Here is a 23,320-nt window from a genome sequence, read left to right as displayed (position 1 = left end):
CTTCGTTCACAATATTTAAATATTGCCGCCGCAGGCGGCTCCACAGCTTTCAGCTCTGAACTCTCAGCTATAAACTAAATCGGGACCTTGCAAAGCAGGATCCCGATTTTTCATCATATTTCAAGTCCGAAGCTTATGGACAGGGCAGTGTCCACCTTGTTCATGGAGTTAAGGTCCAGCTCGCCCATTTTGTCCTTGAGCCGCTTCTTGTCGATGGTGCGTATCTGCTCCAGCAGCACTATGCTGTCCTTGGCGAGACCGCATTTATCCGCCTGCACCTCTATATGTGTGGGCAGTCGGTTCTTGTCGCGCTGACTGGTTATTGCAGCCGCGATGACCGTGGGACTGTGCCTGTTGCCCACGTCGTTCTGGACTATAAGTACAGGTCTGATGCCGCCCTGTTCCGAGCCTACTACGGGGCTCAGGTCGGCGTAATATATTTCTCCTCTTCTGACTGGCATATCAATTCTCCCGATATATTATGAATTTCAGCTGATGTTCTTATTATTGCCTTTGAGACTGAGTTTATACAGCTTCTTTTCATTATATGCTTCGGGGAGCGCTTTTGCTTATGCCGCTTTTTTGCTGTCTGCGGTCTTTTTCTTTGCGAAGAATCCGCATATGAGCTTTTCCGCAGGTGAGGAGATCAGGTATCTGTAAACTGCGGCTGATATGAGAACTACCGCGGCGTAGCTGAGCCATACCGCTTTGGTGGAGAAGTCAAGTCCGAGGGACATATACTCGTTCAGCACCGCTATGGCGCACTGTACGGGGAAGTGTACAAGGTATATCACTATGGAGAGCTCTCCCAGTATTGCAAGGGGACGGAAGCCCAGTATAGCGCGGAGCCACGGTATGAGCAGCACTGCAAGTATCAGCGAGGGCGCTGTGCCTATGATGAAGGCAGTGGTGACATCGCCTGTGAATTCGGGTCTCAGCCTTGCCGCAAGATAGGAAATAACAGCTATGCCGAGACAGATATAGCCAAGCCGCTGCGACCTGAACTTCTCACGGTGTCTGTATATCTGACAGAGCACAGCTCCAACGGAGAAGCAGGCGATACCTCTGCCCACAAGGCTGTTCCACAGGGGAAGCTCCTTCTTTGAGAGTATCATCGCCATGCCTATGAGAAAGGTGCCGAAGAAGATATAGCAGGCGCGGCGCTCGTTCTTTGCGTGATAGAGTATCAGGTAGAACAGCAGATAGCACAGCATACATATGCTTATGCACCATGACGGCGCGTCAAAGGACCAGTCTGTGCCGAAAACTCCGTCCTGCATGAGCAGCAGGTTCTGGAACAGATGCTGCAGGTCGAAGTTCCCGTAGACAAAGGTCTCGCCGCAGCGATGACGGTATATCAGCTCCAGCACTATGGTCAGCGCTGTGAAGAAAAGAAAGGGCGGATATACCTTTTTCAGCCGCTTTACTATGAATTCACGGAAGCTTATAAGGTGCCCCGTGACTCTTTCGGAATAGCCCAGCATCATGCCGAAGCCAGACAGCATGAAGAACAGCTCCACCATGAGGTAGCCGCTTTTGTAGGAAACGGGAAATATCGAGAAAAAGGGAGAGCCGTTCTGCGGCTTGAAGTGCTGATAGTGCCAGAAAAATGCTATGATACAGGCACCTATGCCCTTCATGCCGTCAATGGCAGTGAGGCGGCTGTCCCTTTTGTCAGTCTTTTTTTGTGCCATGTCTGCTCCTTTCAGTGAGCCGTCTGTATATAAATATCTCTATGATGGTCACAAGTGTTCCTGCGGTGTAGCTCCACAGGTCCTCAACGGCAAAGCTGGTGCCGATAAGCGTGCGGAGAAGCGGATTTTCAACGCCGAGGATATCGGCGATATGTGCCTTCTGGAGGAACTCCACCGCAAAGGAGAATACCAGTATCCCCACGGCGACTGCGCAGGAATTGAATCTCTTGGGAACAAAGCTCCTGAGCAGGCAGTATATGACCCATACCACTATGACATCGCCGATGTAGGAGCGGATAAAGTGGTTGAAGCGGAAAACTCCGATACAGACCTCAACTCCCAGAAGCAGGAGAAATCCGATGATATAAGGGAGCCGCGCTTTCATTCTATCTCCTTTGCAAGGTCGGGGAACACGCCCAGACTGCGTCTGAGTATGCCGTTCATCATGGCAATGGCGATACCGTAGTTGGTGAAAGGAACGTTCTGATCCTCGGCGGTCTTGCGCCGATAGGTCATCTCGCGCTCGCCCAGCATACAGCCTCCGCAGTGTATCACAAGGCTGTAGGGAGAAAGGTCCTCGGGGAAATCCCGTCCCGAGCTGAGAGCGATGTCAATATCCTTGCCTGTGTACTTTTTCAGCAGCGCAGGCAGCTTTACGCTGCCGATATCACCGCACTGACGGTGATGGGTGCAGCCCTCGGATATGAGCACTTTTGCCCCGTCCTCAAGGGACCTTATGGCGGCTGCGCCCTTGATGGCGGTCTCAAGGAAGCCCTTGTACCGCGCCATGAGTATGGAGAAAGAGGTCAGCGGAATGTCCTCGGGGACTGTTTTGCTGACCATGGCAAATGCCTGACTGTCGGTTATGACCATTTTCGGCGGCGCGGAAAGCTTTCCGAGGGTTTCTGCCAGCTGGTGCTCCTTGGTGAATACTGCCATGGCGTCGGCGTCAAGGACGTCGCGGAGAGTCTGTACCTGCGGCAGTATCATTCTTCCCTTGGGAGCGGCTGCGTCTATGGGCGTTACCAGCACCACCATGTCGCAGGGACTGAGCAGGTCGCCCACTATGCGCTTTTCTGCGGAGGGCAGCTTCGCAAGGGCGGCAATGCGCTCCTTCAGCTCATAGATGTTTTCGCCCGTGAGAGCGCTGACTTCGGTCTCGTTGTCCTGACAGACGCGCTTCTGCGCGATATCGGACTTGTTGTATACGGTCAGATATGGAATGTTCTTTTCCGTGAAAATGCCGATGAGCTGGCGCTCGGTGTCGGTGAGCCCCACGGTGCCGTCAACTATCAGCACCGCAAGGTCGGTCCTGTTGAGTATCTGCTTTGTTTTGCGGACTCTCAGCTCGCCCAGCTCTCCCTCATCGTCAAATCCGGGAGTATCTATTATGACCACGGGGCCCAATGGGAGCAGCTCCATAGCCTTGGTGACGGGGTCGGTGGTGGTGCCCTTTACATCGGACACCACTGACAGCTCCTGTCCCGTAACAGCGTTTACTACGCTGGATTTTCCTGCATTTCTCCGCCCGAAGAAGCCGATGTGGACTCTCTCCGATGACGGTGTGTCGTTAAGACTCATTTTTATTCACCTGCTTTTAGCTCATGCGTACAAAATCCGGGGAAGCCGAATACGGCAGAAATTTCAGTATTCCCGAGAAAATATGCATTAATTTTGGTGCAGGGCACTGCTTTATAAGCTCCTCAATGCCCTCGATGTATATGGGATTGATGAACAGCATTGCTGCAAATCTGCGGATATTGGGAAAGTCGAAGGTATGACCGTGCCAGAGGAAGCTGCGTTCGTCCCATGGCATATCTCCCACGTCCTTCATTACCATGCCCATGTTGATCTCCTTGAAAAGATATTTAAGTGACCGGTATCTTTTTTCAGTGCCGCTCGGGATTTACAGCATCGGTCACAGCGAGAATTTCGGCTTGCCGTCGAAGATGTGCAGATGCTGAGGGTCGGGGCACTTCTTCAGAAGCTCTGCTATGCCTATCTCGCGGAGGGCTGCAAACTCATCCGAGGTAATGGGGACCAGCCAGAGAAGATTAACGCGGTTGCCGATGAATTTTCTCCACTTAGGACACTCCATGCCCTCTATGTAGACGGGATTTATCAGGACTATCTGTGAAAAGCCCTTTATATTGGGGAAATCGAATGTATGGCCGTGCCAGAGGAAGTTCTGCTCGTTCCACGGCATATTCGCCACATCTGAGATGACAGAGAACATCATCTGTGTCAGGGGCTCATGGCGCTCCTGTGCTGCAAATCCCAGTTCTATACGGTTGCAGTCCTCATAGTGGCTGCCGAACACCATCTCGGAACGGGGCATTGCGAACTGGCTGACGCCAAGTGTGATACCGTAGATAACGCCGTTTTTTCTGCCCTGTGCAAGAGCCTTTGGCGGAAACTGTCCGCCGTCTATGGCGTAGTATTTTTCATGCTTGCTGCCGTAGAACTCCTCGATGACTCTCAGGCACTCGTCCTGTATCTCGGGCCATGAATCGTCGGCTTTAATGTTTTCCCAGAAGGTCTTCAGTCCCTTGGCGCGCTCTGCAAAAGCAGGTGTCTCGGGCATACCCCATGCGTAGCGTGTCTGACCCTTGGCAAATACGGAAAATCCGGGGAAGTCGTGAAGTCCTGCATAGGGTGGGATAGCGCAGAGCAGCTTGTCTCCGTAGAAGATGGCTGCGGAGTCGCCGGTGTCGTACCAGTAACAGGAGAGCTTGTCGGGGTTGAGGGTTATGCCTGCCGCAGGGTGTATGGGAGCTAAGTTTTCCTTGGGCAGCATGGGGGCTTTTCCGTCCTTCATGCACTGAGGATCAAACGTCTCGGGAGCAGGGCGGCGGTTGCACACCCACAGTGCCCTGAGCAGCTTTACTCCTGTCTCGGGAGCTGTCATAAGGTACATATAGTATGTGCTGTCGTCTTCTTCGATAACTGCGCTGATGTCGCAGATGGGCGAATGTGATTCAAAAATTATCTCACTCATTGTTTTCTCCTTGATCCTTTATATCATTTAACAAAAGCCGTGGAGCAAGACGCTCCACGGCTCAATTATAACATATAATATGCGATAAAGCAAGCGCCGCGGAGATAAACTGTCGGTTTTGATATCTATACCGCGAAACAGCCTGCGGGGGCACCCTGCCTTAGATTCTTGCTACGCCTGTGTCCTTTGCAGCCTGTGCAACAGCCTTTGCAACTGCCTGCGCTACGGACTTGTCCAGTGCGCTGGGGATGATATAATCTGCGCTGAGCTTGTCGTCTGTAACGAATGAAGCGATAGCCTTAGCGGCAGCTATCTTCATAGCGTCGTTGATGTCGCTTGCACGGACGTCAAGAGCTCCGCGGAAAATTCCGGGGAATGCCAGAACGTTGTTTATCTGGTTGGGGAAGTCGCTTCTTCCTGTGCCAACAACTGCGGCGCCTGCTGCCTTTGCCTCCTCGGGCATTATCTCGGGAGTGGGGTTAGCCATGGGGAAAAGGATGGGGTCGGGAGCCATGCTCTTTACCATTTCGGGAGTTACACAGCCGGGAGCTGATACGCCGATGAACACATCTGCGCCCTTGATAACTTCTTCAAGGCTGCCCTTTCTCATCTGCTGGTTGGTTATCTCAGCCATTTCGTCCTTCATGGGGTTCATGCCCTCGGGACGTCCCTTGTAGATAGCTCCGTTCCTGTCGCAGAGAACAACGTCCTTGAGACCCATGGAGATGAGGAGCTTGATGATAGCGATACCTGCTGCACCTGCGCCGCTGGTAACGACTCTTATCTCGTCCAGCTTCTTGCCTACTACCTTGAGGGCGTTGAGCATAGCTGCGAGAGTAACTACTGCTGTACCGTGCTGGTCATCGTGGAATATCGGGATATCGCAGCACTCCTTCAGCTTCTTCTCGATCTCGAAGCAGCGGGGAGCGGAGATGTCTTCCAGATTTACGCCGCCGAATGAGCCTGCAAGGAGGCGGACTGTGTTAACGATATCGTCAACTTCCTTTGAGCGTACACACAGGGGAACTGCGTCTACGTCACCGAATGCCTTGAACAGAGCGCACTTGCCCTCCATAACGGGCATACCTGCCTCGGGGCCGATGTCGCCGAGACCGAGAACAGCTGTACCGTCGGTTACAACTGCAACAAGGTTTGAGCGGCGTGTGAGCTCATAGCTCTTGTCTACGTCCTTCTGTATCTCGAGACAGGGCTGTGCAACACCGGGGGTGTAAGCCAGTGAGAGGTCGTCTCTTGTCTCAAGGGGAGCGCGGCAGATAACTTCGATCTTGCCCTGCCATTCATAGTGTTTTTTAAGTGATTCTTCTGCGTAATTCATATAGGTATTCCTTTCGTTATTACAGTTTTAAGGCGGAGAACCTAAGTCCTCCGCCGATGATTTGCATATACAGGCGGTGATCAGAACTCGATCTGGTCGATAACGCTTCTGAGTGCCTTGGCACTTGCCTGAAGCTTCTCTACCTCTGCGTCTGTCAGCTTGGGAGAGACCTCTCTCTCGATGCCGTTGCTTCCGATAACGCAGGGAAGGCTGAGACATACATCATTGATACCGTATCTGTCATTTATCATTGTTGATACTGTGATGATGTTCTTTGAGTCGCGGAGAACAGTGTCACAGATCTTGTTTACGCTCATAGCGATTGCGTAGAATGTAGCGCCCTTTCTCTTGATGACCTCTGCACCTGCCTTGCGGACCTCCTCGATGATCTCGTCCTCGTCAAGATCGGCATGATCCTGATCGGCGCAGTACTCATCAACGGGAACACCTGCGATGTTCATGATGGACCACGGTATGAATGAGGAGTCGCCGTGCTCACCGAAAACATAAGCGTGGATGCTGTTGGGAGAGAGTCCCACATGATCTGCGATGATGGAGCGGAGACGTGAGGTGTCGAGAGCTGTACCCGAGCCGATGACCTGACTGGGCTTTAAGTCTGTACACTTGAGTATGGTATATGTAAGTATATCAACAGGGTTGCTGACAACGACATAGATAGCGTCGGGAGCATACTTAGCCACCTGAGGCATAACTTCCTTGATGATATTGACATTGGTCTGAGCAAGGTCAAGACGTGTCTGACCGGGCTTTCTTGCAAGTCCGAGGGTAACTACTACGATATCGGAGTCCTTTGCGTCCTCATAGCCGCCGTCGAAAACCTCGACGTTTTCGCCGAAGGATACGCCCTGACGGATATCCATAGCCTCGCCCTTTGCCTTTGCCTTGTTTATGTCAACGAGGACGATGTCGGAACAGGTGCCTGCCACTGCGAATGTGTATGCCACAGATGCGCCTACATTGCCTGCGCCGAGTATAGTTATCTTCGTTCCGTTCTTTTCAGCCATAATATAGACCTCCATACTTAAAATAGGGATACTCTGCCTTTTTTCTCTATAATCTTTAACACTTTGCAGAGCTATATACAAGTTTATTATAATAGTAAAGCACGAAAATATCAAGTTAAATCACTTCTTCTGCGGAAAAATCGGAATTTCATACAAAACACTTCGGGATTTAACAAAGCTTTTTCACTCGGGGATTAATGAGAGCAGGAATTGGCACTACCTAATTGCGCAAGGCTTATGAATGAATAATATTCATACAAACGCGAATATTTGCCGCAAAAATGAATATTTATGCAAATCCTCTTGACATTATCTTCTTATGTAGTATAATAGAGTTATATCGCAAATACGCGCTGTGTATACGGCGCTCAATATTCAGGAGGTAATCACAATGGCTAATAAGAAGGATATCAAAAAGGTAGTTCTCGCATATTCGGGCGGTCTTGATACATCTATCATCATCCCGTGGCTCAAGGAAAACTACAACAACTGCGAGGTTATCGCTGTTTCAGGTGACGTAGGACAGGGTACAGAGCTTGACGGTCTCGAGGAGAAGGCTATCAAGACAGGCGCTTCCAAGCTCATCATCGCAGACCTCAAGGAGGAGTTCATCCAGGACTATGTTTACCCCACAGTTCAGGCAGGCGCTATCTATGAGAACAGATATATGCTGGGTACATCATTCGCTCGTCCCATCATCGCAAAGCGCATCGCTGAGATCGCTCTGGCTGAGGGCGCTGACGCTATCTGCCACGGCTGCACAGGAAAGGGCAACGATCAGGTAAGATTTGAGTTGGCTATCAAGGCATTCGCTCCCGAAATGACTATCATCGCTCCCTGGAGAGAATGGGACATCAAGAGCCGTGACGAGGAGATCGACTACGCAGAGGCTCACAACATCCCCCTGAAGATAAACAGAGAGACAAACTACTCCAAGGACAAGAACATCTGGCACCTCTCACACGAGGGTCTTGACCTTGAGGATCCTGCAAACGAGCCTCAGTACGAGAAGAAGGGCTTCCTTGAAATGGGCGTTTCACCTATCGACGCTCCCGACAAGCCCACATACATCACTCTCCACTTCGAGAAGGGCGTTCCCACAATGCTGGACGGCAAGACACTCAACGGCGTTGAAATGGTATCAGCTCTCAACAAGCTTGGCGGCGAGAACGGTATCGGTCTTGCTGATCTCGTTGAGAACCGTCTCGTTGGTATGAAGTCAAGAGGCGTTTACGAGACTCCCGGCGGTGCTATCCTTTACCATGCACACGAGGTTCTCGAGACCATCACTCTCGACAAGGAGACAGCTCGTGTTAAGCAGTACCTCGGAATCAAGTTCGCTGACATCGTTTACAACGGTCAGTGGTACACACCTCTCCGTGAAGCTCTTACAGCTTTCGTAGACAAGACTCAGGAGAGAGTTACAGGCGACGTTAAGCTCAAGCTCTACAAGGGCAACATCATCAATGCAGGCGTTACTTCACCCTATACTCTCTACGATGAGGAAGTTGCAACATTCGACGAGGATGAGGTTTACAATCAGGCTGACGCAGCAGGCTTCATCAACCTCTTCGGTCTCCCGATAAAGGTTAGAGCTCAGCTGGACAAGAAGAGAAACAACAAGTAATTCTATTTCAGCCGCAATATAAGTATATATCAGTTTCAGGCAGGGGAGCCTTCTCCTGCCTGTTACGATTTAATAGAATGCATAATTCATAATGCATAATGCATAATTAAAGCATTGCTGAACGAATAATTATGAATTGAGCATTATGAATTATGAATTGAAAAGGGCGGGGATAACATGGTGAACGTAAGAGTCATGACCATCGATGACTACGATAAGGTCTATGCACTGTGGCTTTCCTGTGCCGGAATGGGACTGAACAATCTTGACGATTCAAGAGAGGGTATAGAGAAGTACCTCGCAAGAAATCCGGAGACCTGTTTCGTTGCAGAGGAAGACGGCAGCATAGCCGGAGTTATCATTGCCGGCAATGACGGAAGAAGAGGCTACATCTATCATACGGCTGTAAACCCTGACTACAGACGCCGTGGGATAGGCTCCGAGCTTGTTGACAAGGCATTGAATGCGCTGAAGTCGCTCGGTATAAACAAGGTCGCACTGGTGGTGTTTTCAAGAAATGAGAACGGCAACGCATTCTGGGAAAAGGTCGGATTCACTGTAAGAGATGACCTTACATACAGAAACATTTCTCTCGCAGATATCGTGAGAATAGACACATAAAGGAGTAAAAGCAATGGCAGATATGATGTGGGCAGGAAGATTTTCAAAGCAGGTGGACGCAGGCGTCAACGCTTTCAATTCTTCAATAGCCTTTGACGGACGTATGTACCGTCACGATATACAGGGCAGTATAGCCCACGCAACAATGCTGGGAGACTGCGGTATCATAACCAAGGAGGACAGCCTCACTATCATCGAGGGGCTCAAGGGCATCCTCGCCGATATTGACAGCGGCAAGCTGGAGCTTGACCCCAACGCCGAGGATATCCATATGTTCGTTGAGGCGGAGCTGACAAAGCGTCTCGGCGACGTTGGAAAGAGGCTCCACACCTCACGTTCAAGAAACGATCAGGTGGCAGTTGACCTGAGACTCTACCTCCGCGACGAGATAGACGAGATATACGCTATGGTCAAGGAGCTGGCTGTTACTCTGGTGAATATGGCTAAGGATCACACCGAGACCATAATGCCCGGATATACTCATTTACAGAGAGCACAGCCCATCACACTTGCACATCACCTTATGGCGTATGTGTGGATGCTCCTCCGCGATATGGAAAGACTTCAGGATACCGCAAAGAGAATGAATTACTGCCCTCTCGGCAGCGGTGCTCTTGCAGGTACTACATATAAGACCAACAGAAAGCAGACCTCTGAGCTTCTCGGCTTTACGGCTCCCATGCCCAACAGCCTTGACGGTGTTTCCGACAGGGACTACTGCGTGGAGCTGGGCTGCGCCCTGTCGCTTCTGATGACTCACCTTTCAAGATTTTCCGAGGAAATAATCCTCTGGTGCTCATGGGAGTTCAAGTTCGTGGAGCTTGACGACGCCTTTGCAACAGGCTCTTCCATCATGCCCCAGAAGAAGAACCCCGATGTTACGGAGCTTATCCGCGGCAAGACAGGCAGAGTAAACGGCGACCTCATGACCCTCCTCACCATGATGAAGGGACTTCCCCTTGCATATAACAAGGATATGCAGGAGGACAAGGAGGCTATATTCGACGCCGTTGACAACGTGAAGCTCTGCGTAAAGACATTCACTCCCATGCTGGCAACTATGCGCGTACTCAAGGACAACATGAGACACGCTGCCGCAAAGGGCTTCATAAACGCTACGGACTGTGCAGACTATCTCGTTAAGAAGGGTATGCCTTTCCGTGACGCTTACAAGATAACAGGCACCCTCGTTGCTCAGTGCATCGAGAAGGGACTCACTCTCGAGACCCTTCCCCTTGAGGACTATCAGGCTATGACAGACCTCTTTACCGAGGACGTTTACGAGGCTATCAGCCTTGATACCTGCGTCCGCGAGCGCAAGTCCGAGGGAGGTCCCTCACCCGACGCTGTAAAGGAGCAGATCGCTCTGGCGGAGAAGGCACTGGGTCTCTGATATGAAGAAAAAGGATGTCACCTTTACTATCGGTCTCACCATCCTCATGGGCGTTATATGGGGAATAGGCGAGCTGATAATGGGGCTCTGGCTGGCAGTTATCCCCAGTGCCCATATATTCTGGTTCGCTCTCATAGTTATAATTACCCTCGGGGTCAGTGTCTGGCACTCCATGATTGAGGACAAGTCCGACACCAAGGATCCCAAGCAGGCAAAGTATGAGAGAAAGGTCGGTAAGCGCAGGAAGTGAGCCGTTAGCCATTAGCCCTTAGCCTTTAGCCCTTAGAAGACGGCTGATCATATGAAAAGGATTCCAAAGGGGTCACTACCCCTTTGGTCAGGTCAAGGGCTGACAGCCCTTGCAGGGTTCGGGGCAGAGCCCCGGATACAACAGGCACTTCGCAGGTGAAGATGCCCACTATGAAAGACATGAAAACGGAGGAAAAAACAATGTCAGTTAAAGTATATATAGACGGTCAGGAAGGTACCACAGGTCTCAAGATACAGGAGCGTTTCAAGGGAAGAAATGACGTTGAGATCATGAAAATCAGCGAGGAGCTGAGAAAGGACCCCGCCGAGCGCGCAAGACTTATAAACAGCGCAGACTATGTTTTCCTCTGCCTGCCCGATGCCGCTTCCAGAGAGGCTGTGTCCTTCATCGATAAGGATAACGACCATGTCCGTATCATCGACGCATCTACGGCTCACCGTACAAATCCCGACTGGGCTTACGGCTTCCCGGAGCTCTCTGCCGCTCACAGAGCAAAGATAGAGACCTCCAACAGAGTAGCTGTTCCCGGCTGCTATGCAAGCGGCTTTGCTTCAATAGTCTATCCGCTGGTAAGCAGCGGCATTATCCCTGCGGACTTCCCCGTATTCGCCTATGCCACATCAGGCTACAGCGGAGCAGGCAAGAAGGCTATCGCGGTATATGAGGGCGAGGATAAGCCCTATGAGTTCAACAGTCCCCGTATGTACGCACTCTCTCAGCAGCACAAGCACCTGCCCGAGATGAAGGCTGTATCGGGGCTCACCTACACTCCCATGTTCAGCCCTATGATATGCGATTATTACAGCGGTATGGTGGTAAGCGTTCCGATACAGACAAGAATGCTTGACAAGAAGGTCACCGCACAGCAGGTACATGAGATGTATGAAAAGCACTATGCAGGTGCAAAAATGATAGAGGTAATGCCTCTTATGTCCGCAGAGGAGCAGAAGAGCTTCTTCCTTGCATCCAACACTCTCAGCGGACAAAACAAATTGCAGGTCTTCGTTTTCGGCAGCGACGAGCAGATACTCCTCTGCTCACGTCTTGACAATCTCGGAAAGGGAGCAAGCGGCGCTGCTGTTCAGTGCCTCAATATAATGATGGGTATTGACGAGACCACAGGATTAATATGATATGTTTTTATATCGGGGGGAAATAAAAATGAGTAAAAAGCTTAGAGAGATCTATGAATATGATCTTATCGAGGACGACGGTATCGACTATACCGTGGATGAGTGGTTCAACACTATCATGGAAAAAACAAAGGATCAGCTCAATGTCTCTGACGTCAGCCGTATGCTCCGCCAGAAGATATGCTCAAAGGTAGCGATAAAGAGAGCTATCGAAATGCTCAGCGATGACCCCTTCATCGGCGAGATGTTCGAGGGACAGCTGATGTACAACCTCTTTATGGGCAAGGAGAAATACCTCAGGCTCTACTATCATCAGGTCGAGCCCGTTCTCGAGAACGCTGCCCTCATGGCAAAGTCCCACAACTGGGAATGCGAGCAGGCAAAAGAGGAATATATGGACATAGTTGCGAAATTCGCAAAGAAGATCAAGGAGGAAACAGAGCATGAAGCTTGTTGATGTAAAGGGTATTACTTTCGTAGAGGGAGGAGTCTGCGCCGCAAAGGGCTTCAGAGCCAACGGCGTTCAGTGCGGTCTTGCTCACAAGCCCCTGAATGACATGGACGGGGCAAATGCTGCCGCCAACAATGCACTTCCCTCAGCAAAGAAGAAAAACGACCTTGCACTCATAGTTGCGGACAAGATGTGCAGCGCTGCTGCCGTATATACCACAAACAAGGTAAAGGGCGCGCCCATACTTGTTACCAAGGAGCATATCAAGGACGGCAAGGCAAAGGCTGTTATCGTTAACTCGGTAAATGCCAACACCTGCAATCCCGACGGCGTTGAGAAGGCAACAAAGATGTGTCAGCTGGCTGCCAAGGCTCTTGGCATAGATGAGAACGACGTTATCGTGGCTTCCACAGGCGTTATCGGTCAGGTGCTCCCCATCGAGCCCATCGCAAACGCTATGGACGACCTTGCAGGCGGTCTTACCTATGACGGCAACAAGAGAGCTCTTGAGGCGATCATGACCACAGATACACGCGAGAAGGAGATAGCTGTTCAGTTCGAGCTGGGCGGAAAGATATGTACCATGGGCGGTATGCTCAAGGGAAGCGGAATGATCCACCCCAATATGGCTACAACACTTACCTTCCTTACCACCGATGCCGATATCTCTCCCGAGATGATACAGCTGGCTCTCAGCGATATCATCAAGGTAACTCTCAACCGTGCAAGCGTTGACGGAGATACCTCCACAAACGATATGGTATGCATCATGGCTTCGGGCGAGGCAGGCAACAAGCCTGTTACATCCGAGGACGGCGAGTATGAGAAGTTCAGACACGCTCTCTATGCTATACTCATGAACCTTGCAAGAATGATGGCAAGGGACGGCGAGGGCGCTACAAAGCTCATCGAGTGCGCTGTAAGAGGTGCAGAGACCGATGAGATCGCAGAAAAGGTAGCAAAGTCCGTCGTAACATCCAGTCTCATAAAGGCTATGATCTTCGGCGAGGACGCCAACGCAGGACGTATCTTCTGCGCTCTGGGCTATGCCGACGCTGATTTCGATATCAGTAAGGTAGACGTGGAAATGGCTTCTGAGGGCGGAGTTATCCCTCTCGGACGCAAGGGCTGCGTCATTGAGTTCTCAGAGGAGCTTGCCAAGAGGATACTCAAGGAGGAGGAGATCAAGATCCTCATCTCTCTGGGCGACGGCAAGGGCAAGGCTATCACATGGGGCTGTGACCTTACCTATGATTACGTCAAGATAAACGGCGATTACAGAAGCTGATACATTACTTTCGGGAAACAGGGGGATATGTATGGCAGAGAACAGCGGTATCAGCCATGAATATGAGAGTTATGAGCTTGAAATGACTTTTCGCGGACTGCTGCTCCCCGATGAGGAGCTGATCTGGTGTGCAAGGTCCCATAAAAAGATCAATCTTTTCGTGCTTTCCCTTATGTGGAATTTCGGTATCTCATATGTAGTGGTCGGAGTGTTTTTTATCATCCTTGCTGTAAGGGAAAAGAGACCGGCGTCAGATATGATCTTACACTGTTCCGTTATGAGTCTGTTTATCATCACAGGACTGGTCTATCTGATAAAAACGATAAAAAGCAGAAAACGACGTATAAAAAAAGGCAAATATGCTCTTACCGACAAGCGTGTCATTGCTATAACCGGTAAAAATGTGAGTTCTATCGACCTTACGGAGATATGCAGGATATCGATCGAAAAGACAGCACCTGCTGTTGGTCATATCACGATATATAGAGCTTCCGGTCCTTTCGGAGGAAGCAGCGTAGGTGCGGTATTCTGTTCGATAAAGGGACCTCTGCATATTGATGATATCATAAGAAAGCAGATAGAAACAGCCAGAAAAAAAGCAGGCATTCCCGAGATAGAGATCGAAGGTCAGTCGTTCAGACAAATGACCGCAGGTATGTGATATAGGGGGAAAGAAGATGTTCGGCAGGAAAAACAACGAGGACTACGATGACTATAACGAGAAGTACGCCTCGAAATACGATGACGATTATATAGCTCCCTCAAAGGAGTACAGAGAAGAATGTGATCACAGTCACGAGCAGTCTTACAGCGATATAAACGAGGTCAGAGAGTGCGGCCACAGTCACGAACAGACCTACGAGGACGCAGACACGGAGCAGAAGCCCTACGATAAACGTGTCGGCCTTGAAAACAGCATGGAAAAACTGCTGGCTCCCAATGAGCATCTGCTCTGGGCAGGCGGCAGCCCGAGAGCGTTCAAAAACAAGAAAGCCACGGGAAATACACTGCTTATAGGGGGCACGGCGATGTTCTTTCTTGGCGGTCTGATCGCAGAGTGGGTGTGTATTCTGGGCATCTTGATCCTGACATTAGGGATATGCTTGATGATACTGGAAAATGTGAATGCCTATGCTGTTACCGATATCAGGGTAATAGCTGTGCAGGGCGGCAAAAATATGTCTATCCCTCTCGGATGGATACAATATGCCAGCAGTCTCGGTTCGGCAAGCGGCTTGGTGAAGCTGAATCTGGATTTTCCCGTAAACAGTTCCCCATGCCGCAAGGACAGAACGAGAGTTTTCACGATGTACAAGATAAGCGATGCTCCCAGAGTAAAGCGTATAATCGAGGACGCTTCTGCAGGAGCCCGTATAAATAAAAAGTAGCGAAAGGCGGTGTCAGCGTGTTCGGAAGGAAGAAAAACGAGGACTACGATGAATATAACGAGAAATATGCCTCGAAATATGATGATGACTATATAGCTCCGTCCAAGGAATACAGAGCGGAATGCGACCACAGTCACGAGCAGTCATACAGCAATGTGAACAACGTCAGAGAGTGCGACCACAGTCACGAGCAGACCTACGAGGACGCTGATTATGAGCAGAGGTCCTACGATAACTACACAAGCATCGAGAGCAGGTTCCAGCCATATCTCACGGCTAATGAGCATATCTTATGGGTGGGCGGCCATGACAAGCAGAGCCCTGCTGCCAAGGACGATCCTACGGCTTCAAGGAAGGGCGCTGTCATAGGGCTGATCATTGGTATCATCCTGACCACCGTGGGCGCAGTGACCTGTGTACTTTCATTGATAGGCATAGTTGTTATAATCATTTCGGCGCTTTGCCTTTCGGGAGTATTTGATGCGCTCTATGCCATTACCGATATAAGGGTGATCATGCTGCAAGGCGGAAAGGTGACCAATTATCACCTGAGGTCATTGTCAAATGTCAGATACATCTCACAGCAGGGAAATATCGGATATGTGACCTTTGAAAACAACAGTATGAGAGGACCTAACGGCGCACCGTACTCCTGTCGGATAGGCAAGGTCCACGATCCTGCAAGAGTCAGCAGGATACTCTCGGATGCCGTACGCGGTGCAAATGCTCCGAGGAACCGATGACTCGCGAAAGGCTGAGAAAGGACGGTGGGAAACGTGCCCGGAAGAAGCAGAGAAGACACTGACGAATATAATTACAGTGCCTCCCCGGAATATTACGGCGGATATCCCACGGAACTCCCCGACGGCAATGAAAAAGAGCGGAAGTCCGCAAGCCCCGAAGCTCTGGAGGAGGAGTTCAGCTCCTACCTCGGAAGCGGCGAGCGGATAAAGTACGTCTGCGGCAGAGGAATGGGAAATCTCGGAGCTCCCACGGCAAGACAAAAAGTCCGGCGAAAAAAGCTCCTTACGTTTGTTTCCGTAACAGCGGTCGCGCTGATCCTTGCACTGTTTATCGCACTTATACTGATGGAAATATTGCCGTTCGTGCTGATATTTATCATGCCGATAGCTCTTATAATAATGATCACCGCCATCGCAATAGTGCTGGGAAAGCTCTTCGGCAGCGCGGATTATGCCATTACAAACAAAAGGATACTGAAACTTCAGTCGGGTGAGCCGGATCAGGTGAGCTTCGAGAGTATCACTGATGTCAGCGTGACAGATGAAAACGGCAATAAGGGAACTGTTACTGTTACATCGGTGCTGAATGATCCTGTGACCGCGGTCAGGATCATGACGCTCCGTGATGTGGACGATCCGCAGCGGGTAAAGCAGATCATCGAGGACAGTATAGGAATATATAAGGCTTCCCGCTGATCATGGCGGACAGCATATTAAGCGAAAGGGCGGTGAGGACCGTGTTTGGAAGCAAAAACGATAACGAGGAGTATGAATACATAGAAAATTACTTTGACAGTGAAGTTTACGGCAAGCCTGCCGACAGAACACAAAACGCACCAAAACAGCTGACCTCCGAATACTTTGAACGGCTTTTCACGCCGTATCTTGACATGGGCGAGCAGATATTATACGCCTTCGGAGGCGGAATCGGAGATGAGCAGAACCCTCTGGAAAGTGAGAAAATGATTAATAAAGCCCAAAAATTCTCCAAGCTGGCAAAGGTGTTCGCGGGTATGTTCGCTGTGGGTATAATAATGACGATGTTCTTCAGCAACGTTATTTTTGAAAGCATCGGTTTTCTGATAATCATACCATATTTGCTGATGCCGATCGCGGTCTTAGGAATAGTGGTGGCGATCATAATATGGGGAGTCTCAAAGACAAAGAACGTAGATTACGCCATTACAGATAAAAGGCTGATCATCGTGGCTTACGGCCATATGCAGCAGGTCATCTATGAGTGTATCACTGATGTGAAGTGTACTCTGAAAAGCGGCAGCACAGGCACGATAACTATGAAAACAAAGGCGTATGGCAGCGAGCCGTCCAAAGGATTAGTTATCATACCGGATGTAAAGGACGCCGCGCGTGTAGCTCAGATACTCGATGATGCTATCAGGAATCATATTCCATGTCAGTATCAATAACATATATAAAGGGAGTAAAGGAAAAATGGAAAAGATATCAAATAACGAGAAATCACAGGTGCTCATTGACGCACTGCCGTATATACAGAAGTATAATAACAAGATACTCGTTATCAAGTACGGCGGAAACGCCATGACCAACAAGGAGCTCAAGGACGCTGTTATGACAGATATCGTCCTCCTGTCGCTGGTGGGTGTAAAGGTAGTCCTTGTACACGGCGGCGGTCCCGAGATAAGCGATATGCTCAAAAAGCTCAATATCGAGAGCAGATTTATCAACGGTCTCAGATATACCGATGACGCCACCGTTGATGTGGTAAAGATGGTGCTCTCGGGCAAGGTCAACAAGGAGCTGGTACAGCTTCTGGCTCAGCATAAGGGCAGCGCTGTTGGACTCTGCGGTATTGACGGTGAGATGCTCATGGCTGAAAAGAAAAAGACCGACGACGGTCAGGACCTTGGCTGGGTAGGCGAGATAACAAAGGTCAACACAAAGCCTATCACAGATGCTCTTGCAAACGGCAATATCCCCGTTATCGCAACAGTTGCCACCGATGAGGAGGGCAATACATATAATATCAACGCCGATACGGCTGCTGCAAGAATTGCCGCTGAGCTTGGCGCCGAGAATCTCATCCTCATGACTGATATCGCAGGACTTCTCCGCGATAAGGATGACCCGTCCACACTTATCCCCGAGGTCAACGTCAGCGAGGTGCCCTTCCTCAAGAGACAGGGCATAATCTCGGGCGGCATGATACCAAAGATAGACTGCTGTGTTGAGGCTGTCAGACGCGGCGTAAGCAAGACAGTTATCATCGACGGACGAGTTCCGCACTCTATCCTTATCGAGATACTTTCCAACGAGGGCATCGGCACACAGTTCGTGTGAGAGATACTTCTCGTAAAATAATTTACTTGTATACAAAAAATTTACTTATAATAAAACTTCAAAGATTGATTTTGACTGCCTTTCAGCGTTATAATAATAGTGTGTCTGAAAAAGTCCGATAGGCAGTCTGCCATAAGGAGGACTTTATGAATACCATTGATAAATTTAATTCGCACGTTATGCAGTCCTACGGACGCTATCCGCTGGTAATGGAAAAGGGAAGCGGCAGGCGCTGTACGGACGAAAACGGCAGGGAATACATCGATTTCGGAAGCGGCATCGGTACAAATTCCCTCGGCTACTGCGACGAAAAATGGGCTGACGCGGTATGCGCTCAGGTGCGTACTCTCCAGCACAGTTCAAATTACTACTATACGGCGGTTCAGGCGGATCTCGCCGACAGGCTCTGCAATATCACGGGCTATAAGTCGGTATTCTTCTGTAACAGCGGTGCCGAGGCAAATGAGTGTGCTATCAAGGTGGCAAGGAAGTACAGCTTCGATAAATACGGCAAGGGCAGACATACTATAATCACCCTTGTAAATTCCTTCCACGGCAGAACTATCGCTACCCTTTCCGCTACGGGACAGGATGTGTTCCACAATTACTTCTTTCCGTTCGTAGAAGGCTTCGTGAACGTTATCGCCAACGACATCGACGACCTGAAGGCTAAGCTTGAGGATAAGTCGGTATGTGCGGTAATGATGGAGTACGTTCAGGGCGAGGGCGGCGTCAATAAGCTCGATAAGGAGTTCGTTGATGCGGTCTATGAACTCTGCGCTCCCAAGGATATCCTTGTCATCGCCGATGAGGTGCAGACAGGCGTGGGACGTACAGGTAAATTCCTCGCAGGAGAACACTACGGCAGAAAAGCCGATATCACCACACTTGCAAAGGGTATCGCAGGCGGTTTGCCCATGGGCGTCTGCCTTGTGAATGAAAAGTGCAGCGGAGTCCTGACACCGGGTACTCACGGAACTACATTCGGCGGCAACCCCATTGCCTGTGCAGGCGGTCTGGCTGTTCTTGATACCATCGAAAGCGACGGCTTCCTCGATGAGGTAGGCAAAAAGGCAGAGTTCATAAAGGGCGAGCTTGAGAAGTGCAGCGAGGTCGCAGGCATAAGCGGGCTTGGTCTCATGATAGGCATTACGCTGAAGACCAAGGATGCTCACGATGTGGCTGCAAGGGCTCTTGAAAAGGGGCTGCTCATACTCACCGCAAAGAAGAAGGCAAGACTCCTGCCGCCGCTGAATATTTCCTACGATGAGCTGAAGGACGGACTGAAAATTCTGATAGAGGTACTGGAGGAATGATTATGGAGCTGCAGGTAACAGGCAAGGGTAACAAATATGTAGCCACTGACAAAACAGGCAAAGTCTTATACAGCGTCAGAAAAAAAGGCTTCGGTTCGAGATATAATCTCATGGACGCAAGCAACTATTATAACCTTTATACTCTCGTTCAGACAGGCGACGACAAAAAGCCGGGGTTTACCATAATACTCAACGATAATGTGTTCCTTTCCATGGAGTGCAAGTCGCTTTTCCTCGATCCCACCATTGTGGCAAGAGGCAAGGAGTTCTCATTCGAGCTCAGAAGCAAGGACAGAAAAGAATTTGAGATAATCAGAAACGGCACCAGCGTCGGGCATATCCATACTCTTTCCGCTGTGAACGGCGAGTTCCAGTACAGCATAGAGATAGAGAACACCGCCTTTGATGATTACATTCCGCTTTTCGCCGTTGCGATAGACAAAGCCTTCGGCGAGATGAACAAGTAAATATACTGAATTTTGAAAGGATAAATATTATGAAGCACTTACTTAAAATGCTGGATCTCAGTACAGATGAGATCATAGACATACTTAATCTTGCAGATCAGCTCAAGTACGAGCTGAAGCACGGTATCCCACATCCCCACCTCAAGGGCAAGACCCTCGGAATGATATTCCAGAAGGCTTCTACCCGTACCCGTGTCTCATTCGAGACAGGTATGTATCAGCTGGGCGGATATCCGCTGTTTCTCTCCTCCAACGATCTCCAGATCGGACGCGGAGAGCCCGTTCAGGACACAGCACGAGTTCTCTCGCGCTACCTTGACGGTATCATGATCCGTACCTTCGAGCAGAAGGAGGTCGAGGACCTTGCTCAGTACGGCTCTATCCCGATAATCAACGGACTTACCGATTTCTGTCATCCCTGTCAGGTACTGGCTGACCTTATGACTATCCGCGAGTTCAAGGGAAGCTTTGACGGACTGAAGATGTGCTTCATCGGTGACGGAAACAATATGGCTAATTCTCTTATCGTAGGCTGCCTGAAGGTGGGCATGAGCGTTTCTATCGCCTGCCCCGACGACTATCAGCCCCCTGTTGAGATACTGGAGTTTGCTGCTAAGTACGGCGACAAGTTCGAGATGACAAATTCTCCTGTTGTCGCTGCAAAGGACGCAGACGTTCTCATTACTGACGTATGGGCTTCCATGGGTCAGGAGGGCGAAGCCGAGAAGCGTAAGAAGGCTTTCGCAGGCTACCAAATCAACGACGAGCTCATGGCTCAGGCTCATGCAGACGCTATGGTGCTCCACTGTCTCCCTGCACACCGCGAGGAGGAGATCACAGAGAAGGTATTCGAGTCTCACGCAAATGAGATATTCGAGGAAGCCGAGAACCGTCTCCACGCTCAGAAGGCTGTAATGGTAAAGCTCATGGCAGACTGAGCCGTTAAAGACGTATTTATGCAGGGGATTCTCTGCACAAAGGGGTAAATTCAAGCGGACAGTTTACGGGCTGTCCGCTTTTTGCAAATGATATAGGAGAAAAATGAAAAAAGTTAAAGTTGAGTCTGTGATAACAGGCTTTGTATGGAAAATGTTTGGGCTGGAGCTTCCGCTGATAGCTGTGCTGATATTGTCTATAATGATGGATATATCCGTTCTGCCGATGATACTGCTGTTTGCGGTGTTCATGCCCGTGGTGCTCATAGTGGCGCTGGGACGCCGCGGAATAAATCTGTACTTCAAAAGGACTGTCCGATACGACGAAAACGAAGTGAACTGGTGGGGCTTTTGCAGGCACAACAGGATAAGAATGGAAAAAGTCACACAATTCCGCTGCGAAATAATATACTTCACGGAAAATCTTGACCGCAGCCTTGATGGCAGCGCTTCTGCCATGGAGCTGAGCTTTGAGCAGACGGGACTTTTCGGTATCAGGTGCAGAAAGCGCATAAACGATGTGCTGAATGTGAGTCAGCTGGATATAAAGCACGGCGACTACAAGGGGAGCCTTCCCCTTGCAGATGTATACCGATTCCTTGAGGAGAGATATCCCGAAAAGGCAGGCGGTATGCTGAATATGAAGTAAGCATAGGGGCTTTAACTGATGATATGGGGGTATCATTTATGAAAACATTAAGGATAAAATACATACCGCCAATGATAACGGGGATAACGGTGGTGCTGTCTTTCGGACTGTGGCTGCTGCCGATGTGTCTTTCTTACAATGAAAAGATGGCGGACTATGCACTGGTGGGGAGTTTAGCGGGAATGGCAGTCGGTTTACTGCTGCTGGTGGCGGTGGGCTCGACAAAAACACTGGTAAAGCTTGGGGACGACGGCGTTATCAGGTGTATATGGCTGTTTTACAGCTGGGAGATAGACCTTGCAAAGACTGAGAGCTTTTCCTGCTGTGTACAGCCTCACCGTGCAAGGGGCGGAACGGTGTATTCCCTTGATCTGGTGTTTATAAGCAAGAAGGACGGCTATGAAGACGAGAGCAGTCTGAAGGTGAACGTCGGTGCGCCCGAGCTCAGAAAGCTGCTGAAGGGCGAAGCTGATGACATTGATATTATGAAGATATACAAGTACGCCGAGGCTCTGTACCCGGATAAGGCGAAGGGGCTGGACGTCGGCGAAGAAAGCATATTCTGATAAATGAGGTGAAACATGAGAGACATCATACTTGCCTGCGTGGGCGGCATTATCGCTCTTGCAGGAGGAGTTTACCTTGCGCGGCTTCTGTATTATAAGAAGTTCGGCGTGATTGCAAAGGCTGAGGTGACTGACGCAGCGGCAGTCACGAAAAGAGCAGGTGTTTTCAGCTATATTATAGTGACTGCCAAGCGTATCAGCCATTATACCCATACTCTGCGCTATGAGGTGAATGGCAAGGTGTATGAGGAGAAGGATAGTGCAGCCTATACCCAGCCTTTGAAAATAGGCTCCACCCACCTGATACTCTGCGATCCCAAGGACCCGAAAAAGTTCAAATTTGAGGCAGATGTCAGCAGGCATATAACTATTACGGCAGCTCTGGTGGTCATGGCAGTCATATTTGCACTGAGATTTCTGCTGGTGAAGTGAGCTTGGCATATGAAACGGCATATGGAGTAATAATAGATAAAAAGCTCACGATTCAACCGCTGCTTTTTTAGTTGACAAAACCTTCCTGCCGTGCTATAATAATTAAGTCGCCTCGAGGGGACGCAAACAGTAAGCCTGCTGGCGCAGCGTGGGAGCGTAAACGGAAAGAGAACGGCGAAAAAAATCACAGAAAATTTTTCAAAAAGGTATTGACAAAGAAAAGAAACTGTGATATAATATTAAAGCTGTCTCAGAGAGGCAGAGGAAACAGCATCTTGAAAATTGAACAATGCGAATAAAAAAGTAACGACCCTTGAGATTCCTTTATGAAGATAAAGGGAAGTCAAGAAAAGACTTAAAAAAACACGAAGAGTAATAACGCAAGCGTTATGAATTAGGATCGATATTTTAGATGCGAAAGCATCTGATATATACAACTTTAATAAAGAGTTTGATCCTGGCTCAGGACGAACGCTGGCGGCACGCTTAACACATGCAAGTCGAACGGAGATAATTTGAGTTTACTTAGATTATCTTAGTGGCGGACGGGTGAGTAACACGTGAGCAACCTGCCTTTGAGAGAGGGATAGCTTCTGGAAACGGATGGTAATACCTCATAACGTAGTTTTACCGCATGATAGGACTACCAAAGATTTATCACTCAAAGA

Annotated in this window: 27 protein-coding genes and 1 rRNA gene; 20 read left to right on the top strand and 8 right to left on the bottom strand. The window is 49.7% G+C overall.

Features of this window, described 5'->3' with window-relative positions:
• Nucleotides 1-113 precede the first annotated feature (113 nt).
• The 8 genes from DSZ37_RS15120 to DSZ37_RS15085 all read right to left on the bottom strand — a co-directional run bounded on the left by DSZ37_RS15120 (nucleotide 114) and on the right by DSZ37_RS15085 (nucleotide 7,053).
• A complete protein-coding gene (locus DSZ37_RS15120) occupies nucleotides 114-461 on the bottom strand; it encodes a type II toxin-antitoxin system PemK/MazF family toxin (RefSeq protein WP_028519914.1) in 348 nt (115 codons plus the stop codon).
• Nucleotides 462-569: 108 nt separating this feature from the next.
• Nucleotides 570-1,694: an acyltransferase family protein gene (locus tag DSZ37_RS15115; RefSeq protein WP_109727709.1), complete on the bottom strand. Its 1,125-nt coding sequence runs from the start codon at nucleotides 1,692-1,694 to the stop codon at nucleotides 570-572.
• Nucleotides 1,675-2,079 carry a DUF2809 domain-containing protein gene (locus tag DSZ37_RS15110; protein ID WP_109727708.1) on the bottom strand — a complete coding sequence of 135 codons (405 nt, stop codon included), beginning with the start codon at nucleotides 2,077-2,079 and terminating at the stop codon, nucleotides 1,675-1,677. Before DSZ37_RS15110 ends, DSZ37_RS15115 begins: the two co-directional genes overlap by 20 nt.
• A complete protein-coding gene (gene hydF, locus DSZ37_RS15105; RefSeq protein WP_109727707.1) occupies nucleotides 2,076-3,275 on the bottom strand; it encodes a [FeFe] hydrogenase H-cluster maturation GTPase HydF in 1,200 nt (399 codons plus the stop codon). Before hydF ends, DSZ37_RS15110 begins: the two co-directional genes overlap by 4 nt.
• Nucleotides 3,276-3,291: 16 nt before the next feature.
• A complete protein-coding gene (locus DSZ37_RS15100; RefSeq protein WP_109727706.1) occupies nucleotides 3,292-3,540 on the bottom strand; it encodes a hypothetical protein in 249 nt (82 codons plus the stop codon).
• 72 nt (nucleotides 3,541-3,612) lie between these two features.
• Nucleotides 3,613-4,692, bottom strand: a complete 1,080-nt coding sequence (locus DSZ37_RS15095; RefSeq protein WP_109727705.1) for a suppressor of fused domain protein — start codon at nucleotides 4,690-4,692, stop codon at nucleotides 3,613-3,615.
• A gap of 160 nt (nucleotides 4,693-4,852) precedes the next feature.
• Nucleotides 4,853-6,028 carry an NAD(P)-dependent malic enzyme gene (locus DSZ37_RS15090; protein WP_109727704.1) on the bottom strand — a complete coding sequence of 392 codons (1,176 nt, stop codon included), beginning with the start codon at nucleotides 6,026-6,028 and terminating at the stop codon, nucleotides 4,853-4,855.
• A gap of 80 nt (nucleotides 6,029-6,108) precedes the next feature.
• Nucleotides 6,109-7,053 (bottom strand): L-lactate dehydrogenase, encoded by a 945-nt coding sequence (locus tag DSZ37_RS15085; RefSeq protein WP_181380337.1) that lies wholly within the window; start codon nucleotides 7,051-7,053, stop codon nucleotides 6,109-6,111.
• A gap of 391 nt (nucleotides 7,054-7,444) precedes the next feature.
• Here DSZ37_RS15085 and DSZ37_RS15080 point away from each other — a divergent pair, with 391 nt between their 5' ends.
• From DSZ37_RS15080 to DSZ37_RS14985, 20 genes are all read left to right on the top strand, one after another.
• Nucleotides 7,445-8,680 (top strand): argininosuccinate synthase, encoded by a 1,236-nt coding sequence (locus tag DSZ37_RS15080; protein WP_109727702.1) that lies wholly within the window; start codon nucleotides 7,445-7,447, stop codon nucleotides 8,678-8,680.
• A gap of 177 nt (nucleotides 8,681-8,857) precedes the next feature.
• Entirely contained in the window at nucleotides 8,858-9,301 is a 444-nt protein-coding gene (locus DSZ37_RS15075; RefSeq protein ID WP_431768069.1) for a GNAT family N-acetyltransferase, read from the top strand.
• A 13-nt stretch (nucleotides 9,302-9,314) separates the two neighbouring features.
• On the top strand, nucleotides 9,315-10,694 hold the full coding sequence (argH, locus tag DSZ37_RS15070) for an argininosuccinate lyase (RefSeq protein WP_109727701.1): 1,380 nt from the start codon (nucleotides 9,315-9,317) through the stop codon (nucleotides 10,692-10,694).
• A gap of 1 nt (nucleotide 10,695) precedes the next feature.
• The gene (locus tag DSZ37_RS15065; protein WP_109727700.1) at nucleotides 10,696-10,944 is read left to right on the top strand and encodes a hypothetical protein; all 249 of its coding nucleotides are present in this window, start codon (nucleotides 10,696-10,698) and stop codon (nucleotides 10,942-10,944) included.
• A 200-nt stretch (nucleotides 10,945-11,144) separates the two neighbouring features.
• Nucleotides 11,145-12,098, top strand: a complete 954-nt coding sequence (gene argC, locus DSZ37_RS15060) for an N-acetyl-gamma-glutamyl-phosphate reductase (protein ID WP_109727699.1) — start codon at nucleotides 11,145-11,147, stop codon at nucleotides 12,096-12,098.
• 28 nt (nucleotides 12,099-12,126) lie between these two features.
• Nucleotides 12,127-12,555 (top strand): contact-dependent growth inhibition system immunity protein, encoded by a 429-nt coding sequence (locus DSZ37_RS15055; RefSeq protein WP_109727698.1) that lies wholly within the window; start codon nucleotides 12,127-12,129, stop codon nucleotides 12,553-12,555.
• Nucleotides 12,542-13,837 carry a bifunctional glutamate N-acetyltransferase/amino-acid acetyltransferase ArgJ gene (gene argJ, locus DSZ37_RS15050; RefSeq protein WP_109727697.1) on the top strand — a complete coding sequence of 432 codons (1,296 nt, stop codon included), beginning with the start codon at nucleotides 12,542-12,544 and terminating at the stop codon, nucleotides 13,835-13,837. The genes DSZ37_RS15055 and argJ overlap by 14 nt, the downstream gene beginning before the upstream one ends.
• Before the next feature lie 31 nt (nucleotides 13,838-13,868).
• Entirely contained in the window at nucleotides 13,869-14,498 is a 630-nt protein-coding gene (locus tag DSZ37_RS15045) for a hypothetical protein (protein ID WP_109727696.1), read from the top strand.
• Nucleotides 14,499-14,514: 16 nt separating this feature from the next.
• Nucleotides 14,515-15,225 (top strand): hypothetical protein, encoded by a 711-nt coding sequence (locus DSZ37_RS15040; RefSeq protein WP_109727695.1) that lies wholly within the window; start codon nucleotides 14,515-14,517, stop codon nucleotides 15,223-15,225.
• 17 nt (nucleotides 15,226-15,242) lie between these two features.
• Nucleotides 15,243-15,968, top strand: coding sequence for a hypothetical protein (locus DSZ37_RS15035; RefSeq protein WP_109727694.1), 726 nt, complete (start codon nucleotides 15,243-15,245; stop codon nucleotides 15,966-15,968).
• 33 nt (nucleotides 15,969-16,001) lie between these two features.
• A complete protein-coding gene (locus DSZ37_RS15030) occupies nucleotides 16,002-16,664 on the top strand; it encodes a hypothetical protein (protein ID WP_112308507.1) in 663 nt (220 codons plus the stop codon).
• Nucleotides 16,665-16,705: 41 nt separating this feature from the next.
• Nucleotides 16,706-17,395 (top strand): hypothetical protein, encoded by a 690-nt coding sequence (locus DSZ37_RS15025; protein WP_146198201.1) that lies wholly within the window; start codon nucleotides 16,706-16,708, stop codon nucleotides 17,393-17,395.
• A 25-nt stretch (nucleotides 17,396-17,420) separates the two neighbouring features.
• Entirely contained in the window at nucleotides 17,421-18,287 is an 867-nt protein-coding gene (gene argB, locus DSZ37_RS15020; protein WP_028519895.1) for an acetylglutamate kinase, read from the top strand.
• 146 nt (nucleotides 18,288-18,433) lie between these two features.
• The gene (locus DSZ37_RS15015; RefSeq protein ID WP_109727691.1) at nucleotides 18,434-19,603 is read left to right on the top strand and encodes an aspartate aminotransferase family protein; all 1,170 of its coding nucleotides are present in this window, start codon (nucleotides 18,434-18,436) and stop codon (nucleotides 19,601-19,603) included.
• 2 nt (nucleotides 19,604-19,605) lie between these two features.
• Nucleotides 19,606-20,070 (top strand): hypothetical protein, encoded by a 465-nt coding sequence (locus DSZ37_RS15010; protein ID WP_109727690.1) that lies wholly within the window; start codon nucleotides 19,606-19,608, stop codon nucleotides 20,068-20,070.
• A 29-nt stretch (nucleotides 20,071-20,099) separates the two neighbouring features.
• Entirely contained in the window at nucleotides 20,100-21,008 is a 909-nt protein-coding gene (gene argF, locus DSZ37_RS15005) for an ornithine carbamoyltransferase (RefSeq protein ID WP_109727689.1), read from the top strand.
• Nucleotides 21,009-21,111: 103 nt separating this feature from the next.
• Nucleotides 21,112-21,654 carry a hypothetical protein gene (locus DSZ37_RS15000; RefSeq protein ID WP_109727688.1) on the top strand — a complete coding sequence of 181 codons (543 nt, stop codon included), beginning with the start codon at nucleotides 21,112-21,114 and terminating at the stop codon, nucleotides 21,652-21,654.
• A 38-nt stretch (nucleotides 21,655-21,692) separates the two neighbouring features.
• Nucleotides 21,693-22,220, top strand: coding sequence for a hypothetical protein (locus tag DSZ37_RS14995; protein WP_146198200.1), 528 nt, complete (start codon nucleotides 21,693-21,695; stop codon nucleotides 22,218-22,220).
• Between the two features lie 15 nt (nucleotides 22,221-22,235).
• Complete coding sequence (locus tag DSZ37_RS14990; RefSeq protein WP_109727686.1) at nucleotides 22,236-22,652, top strand: hypothetical protein; 417 nt, start codon at nucleotides 22,236-22,238, stop codon at nucleotides 22,650-22,652.
• Between the two features lie 439 nt (nucleotides 22,653-23,091).
• A 16S ribosomal RNA gene (locus DSZ37_RS14985) occupies nucleotides 23,092-23,320 on the top strand; the annotation flags it as partial.

Source organism: Ruminococcus flavefaciens (assembly GCF_900116855.1).
GTDB classification, from domain to species: Bacteria; Bacillota; Clostridia; order Oscillospirales; family Ruminococcaceae; genus Ruminococcus; species Ruminococcus flavefaciens_R.
This window is presented reverse-complemented; position numbering and strand designations above follow the sequence as displayed.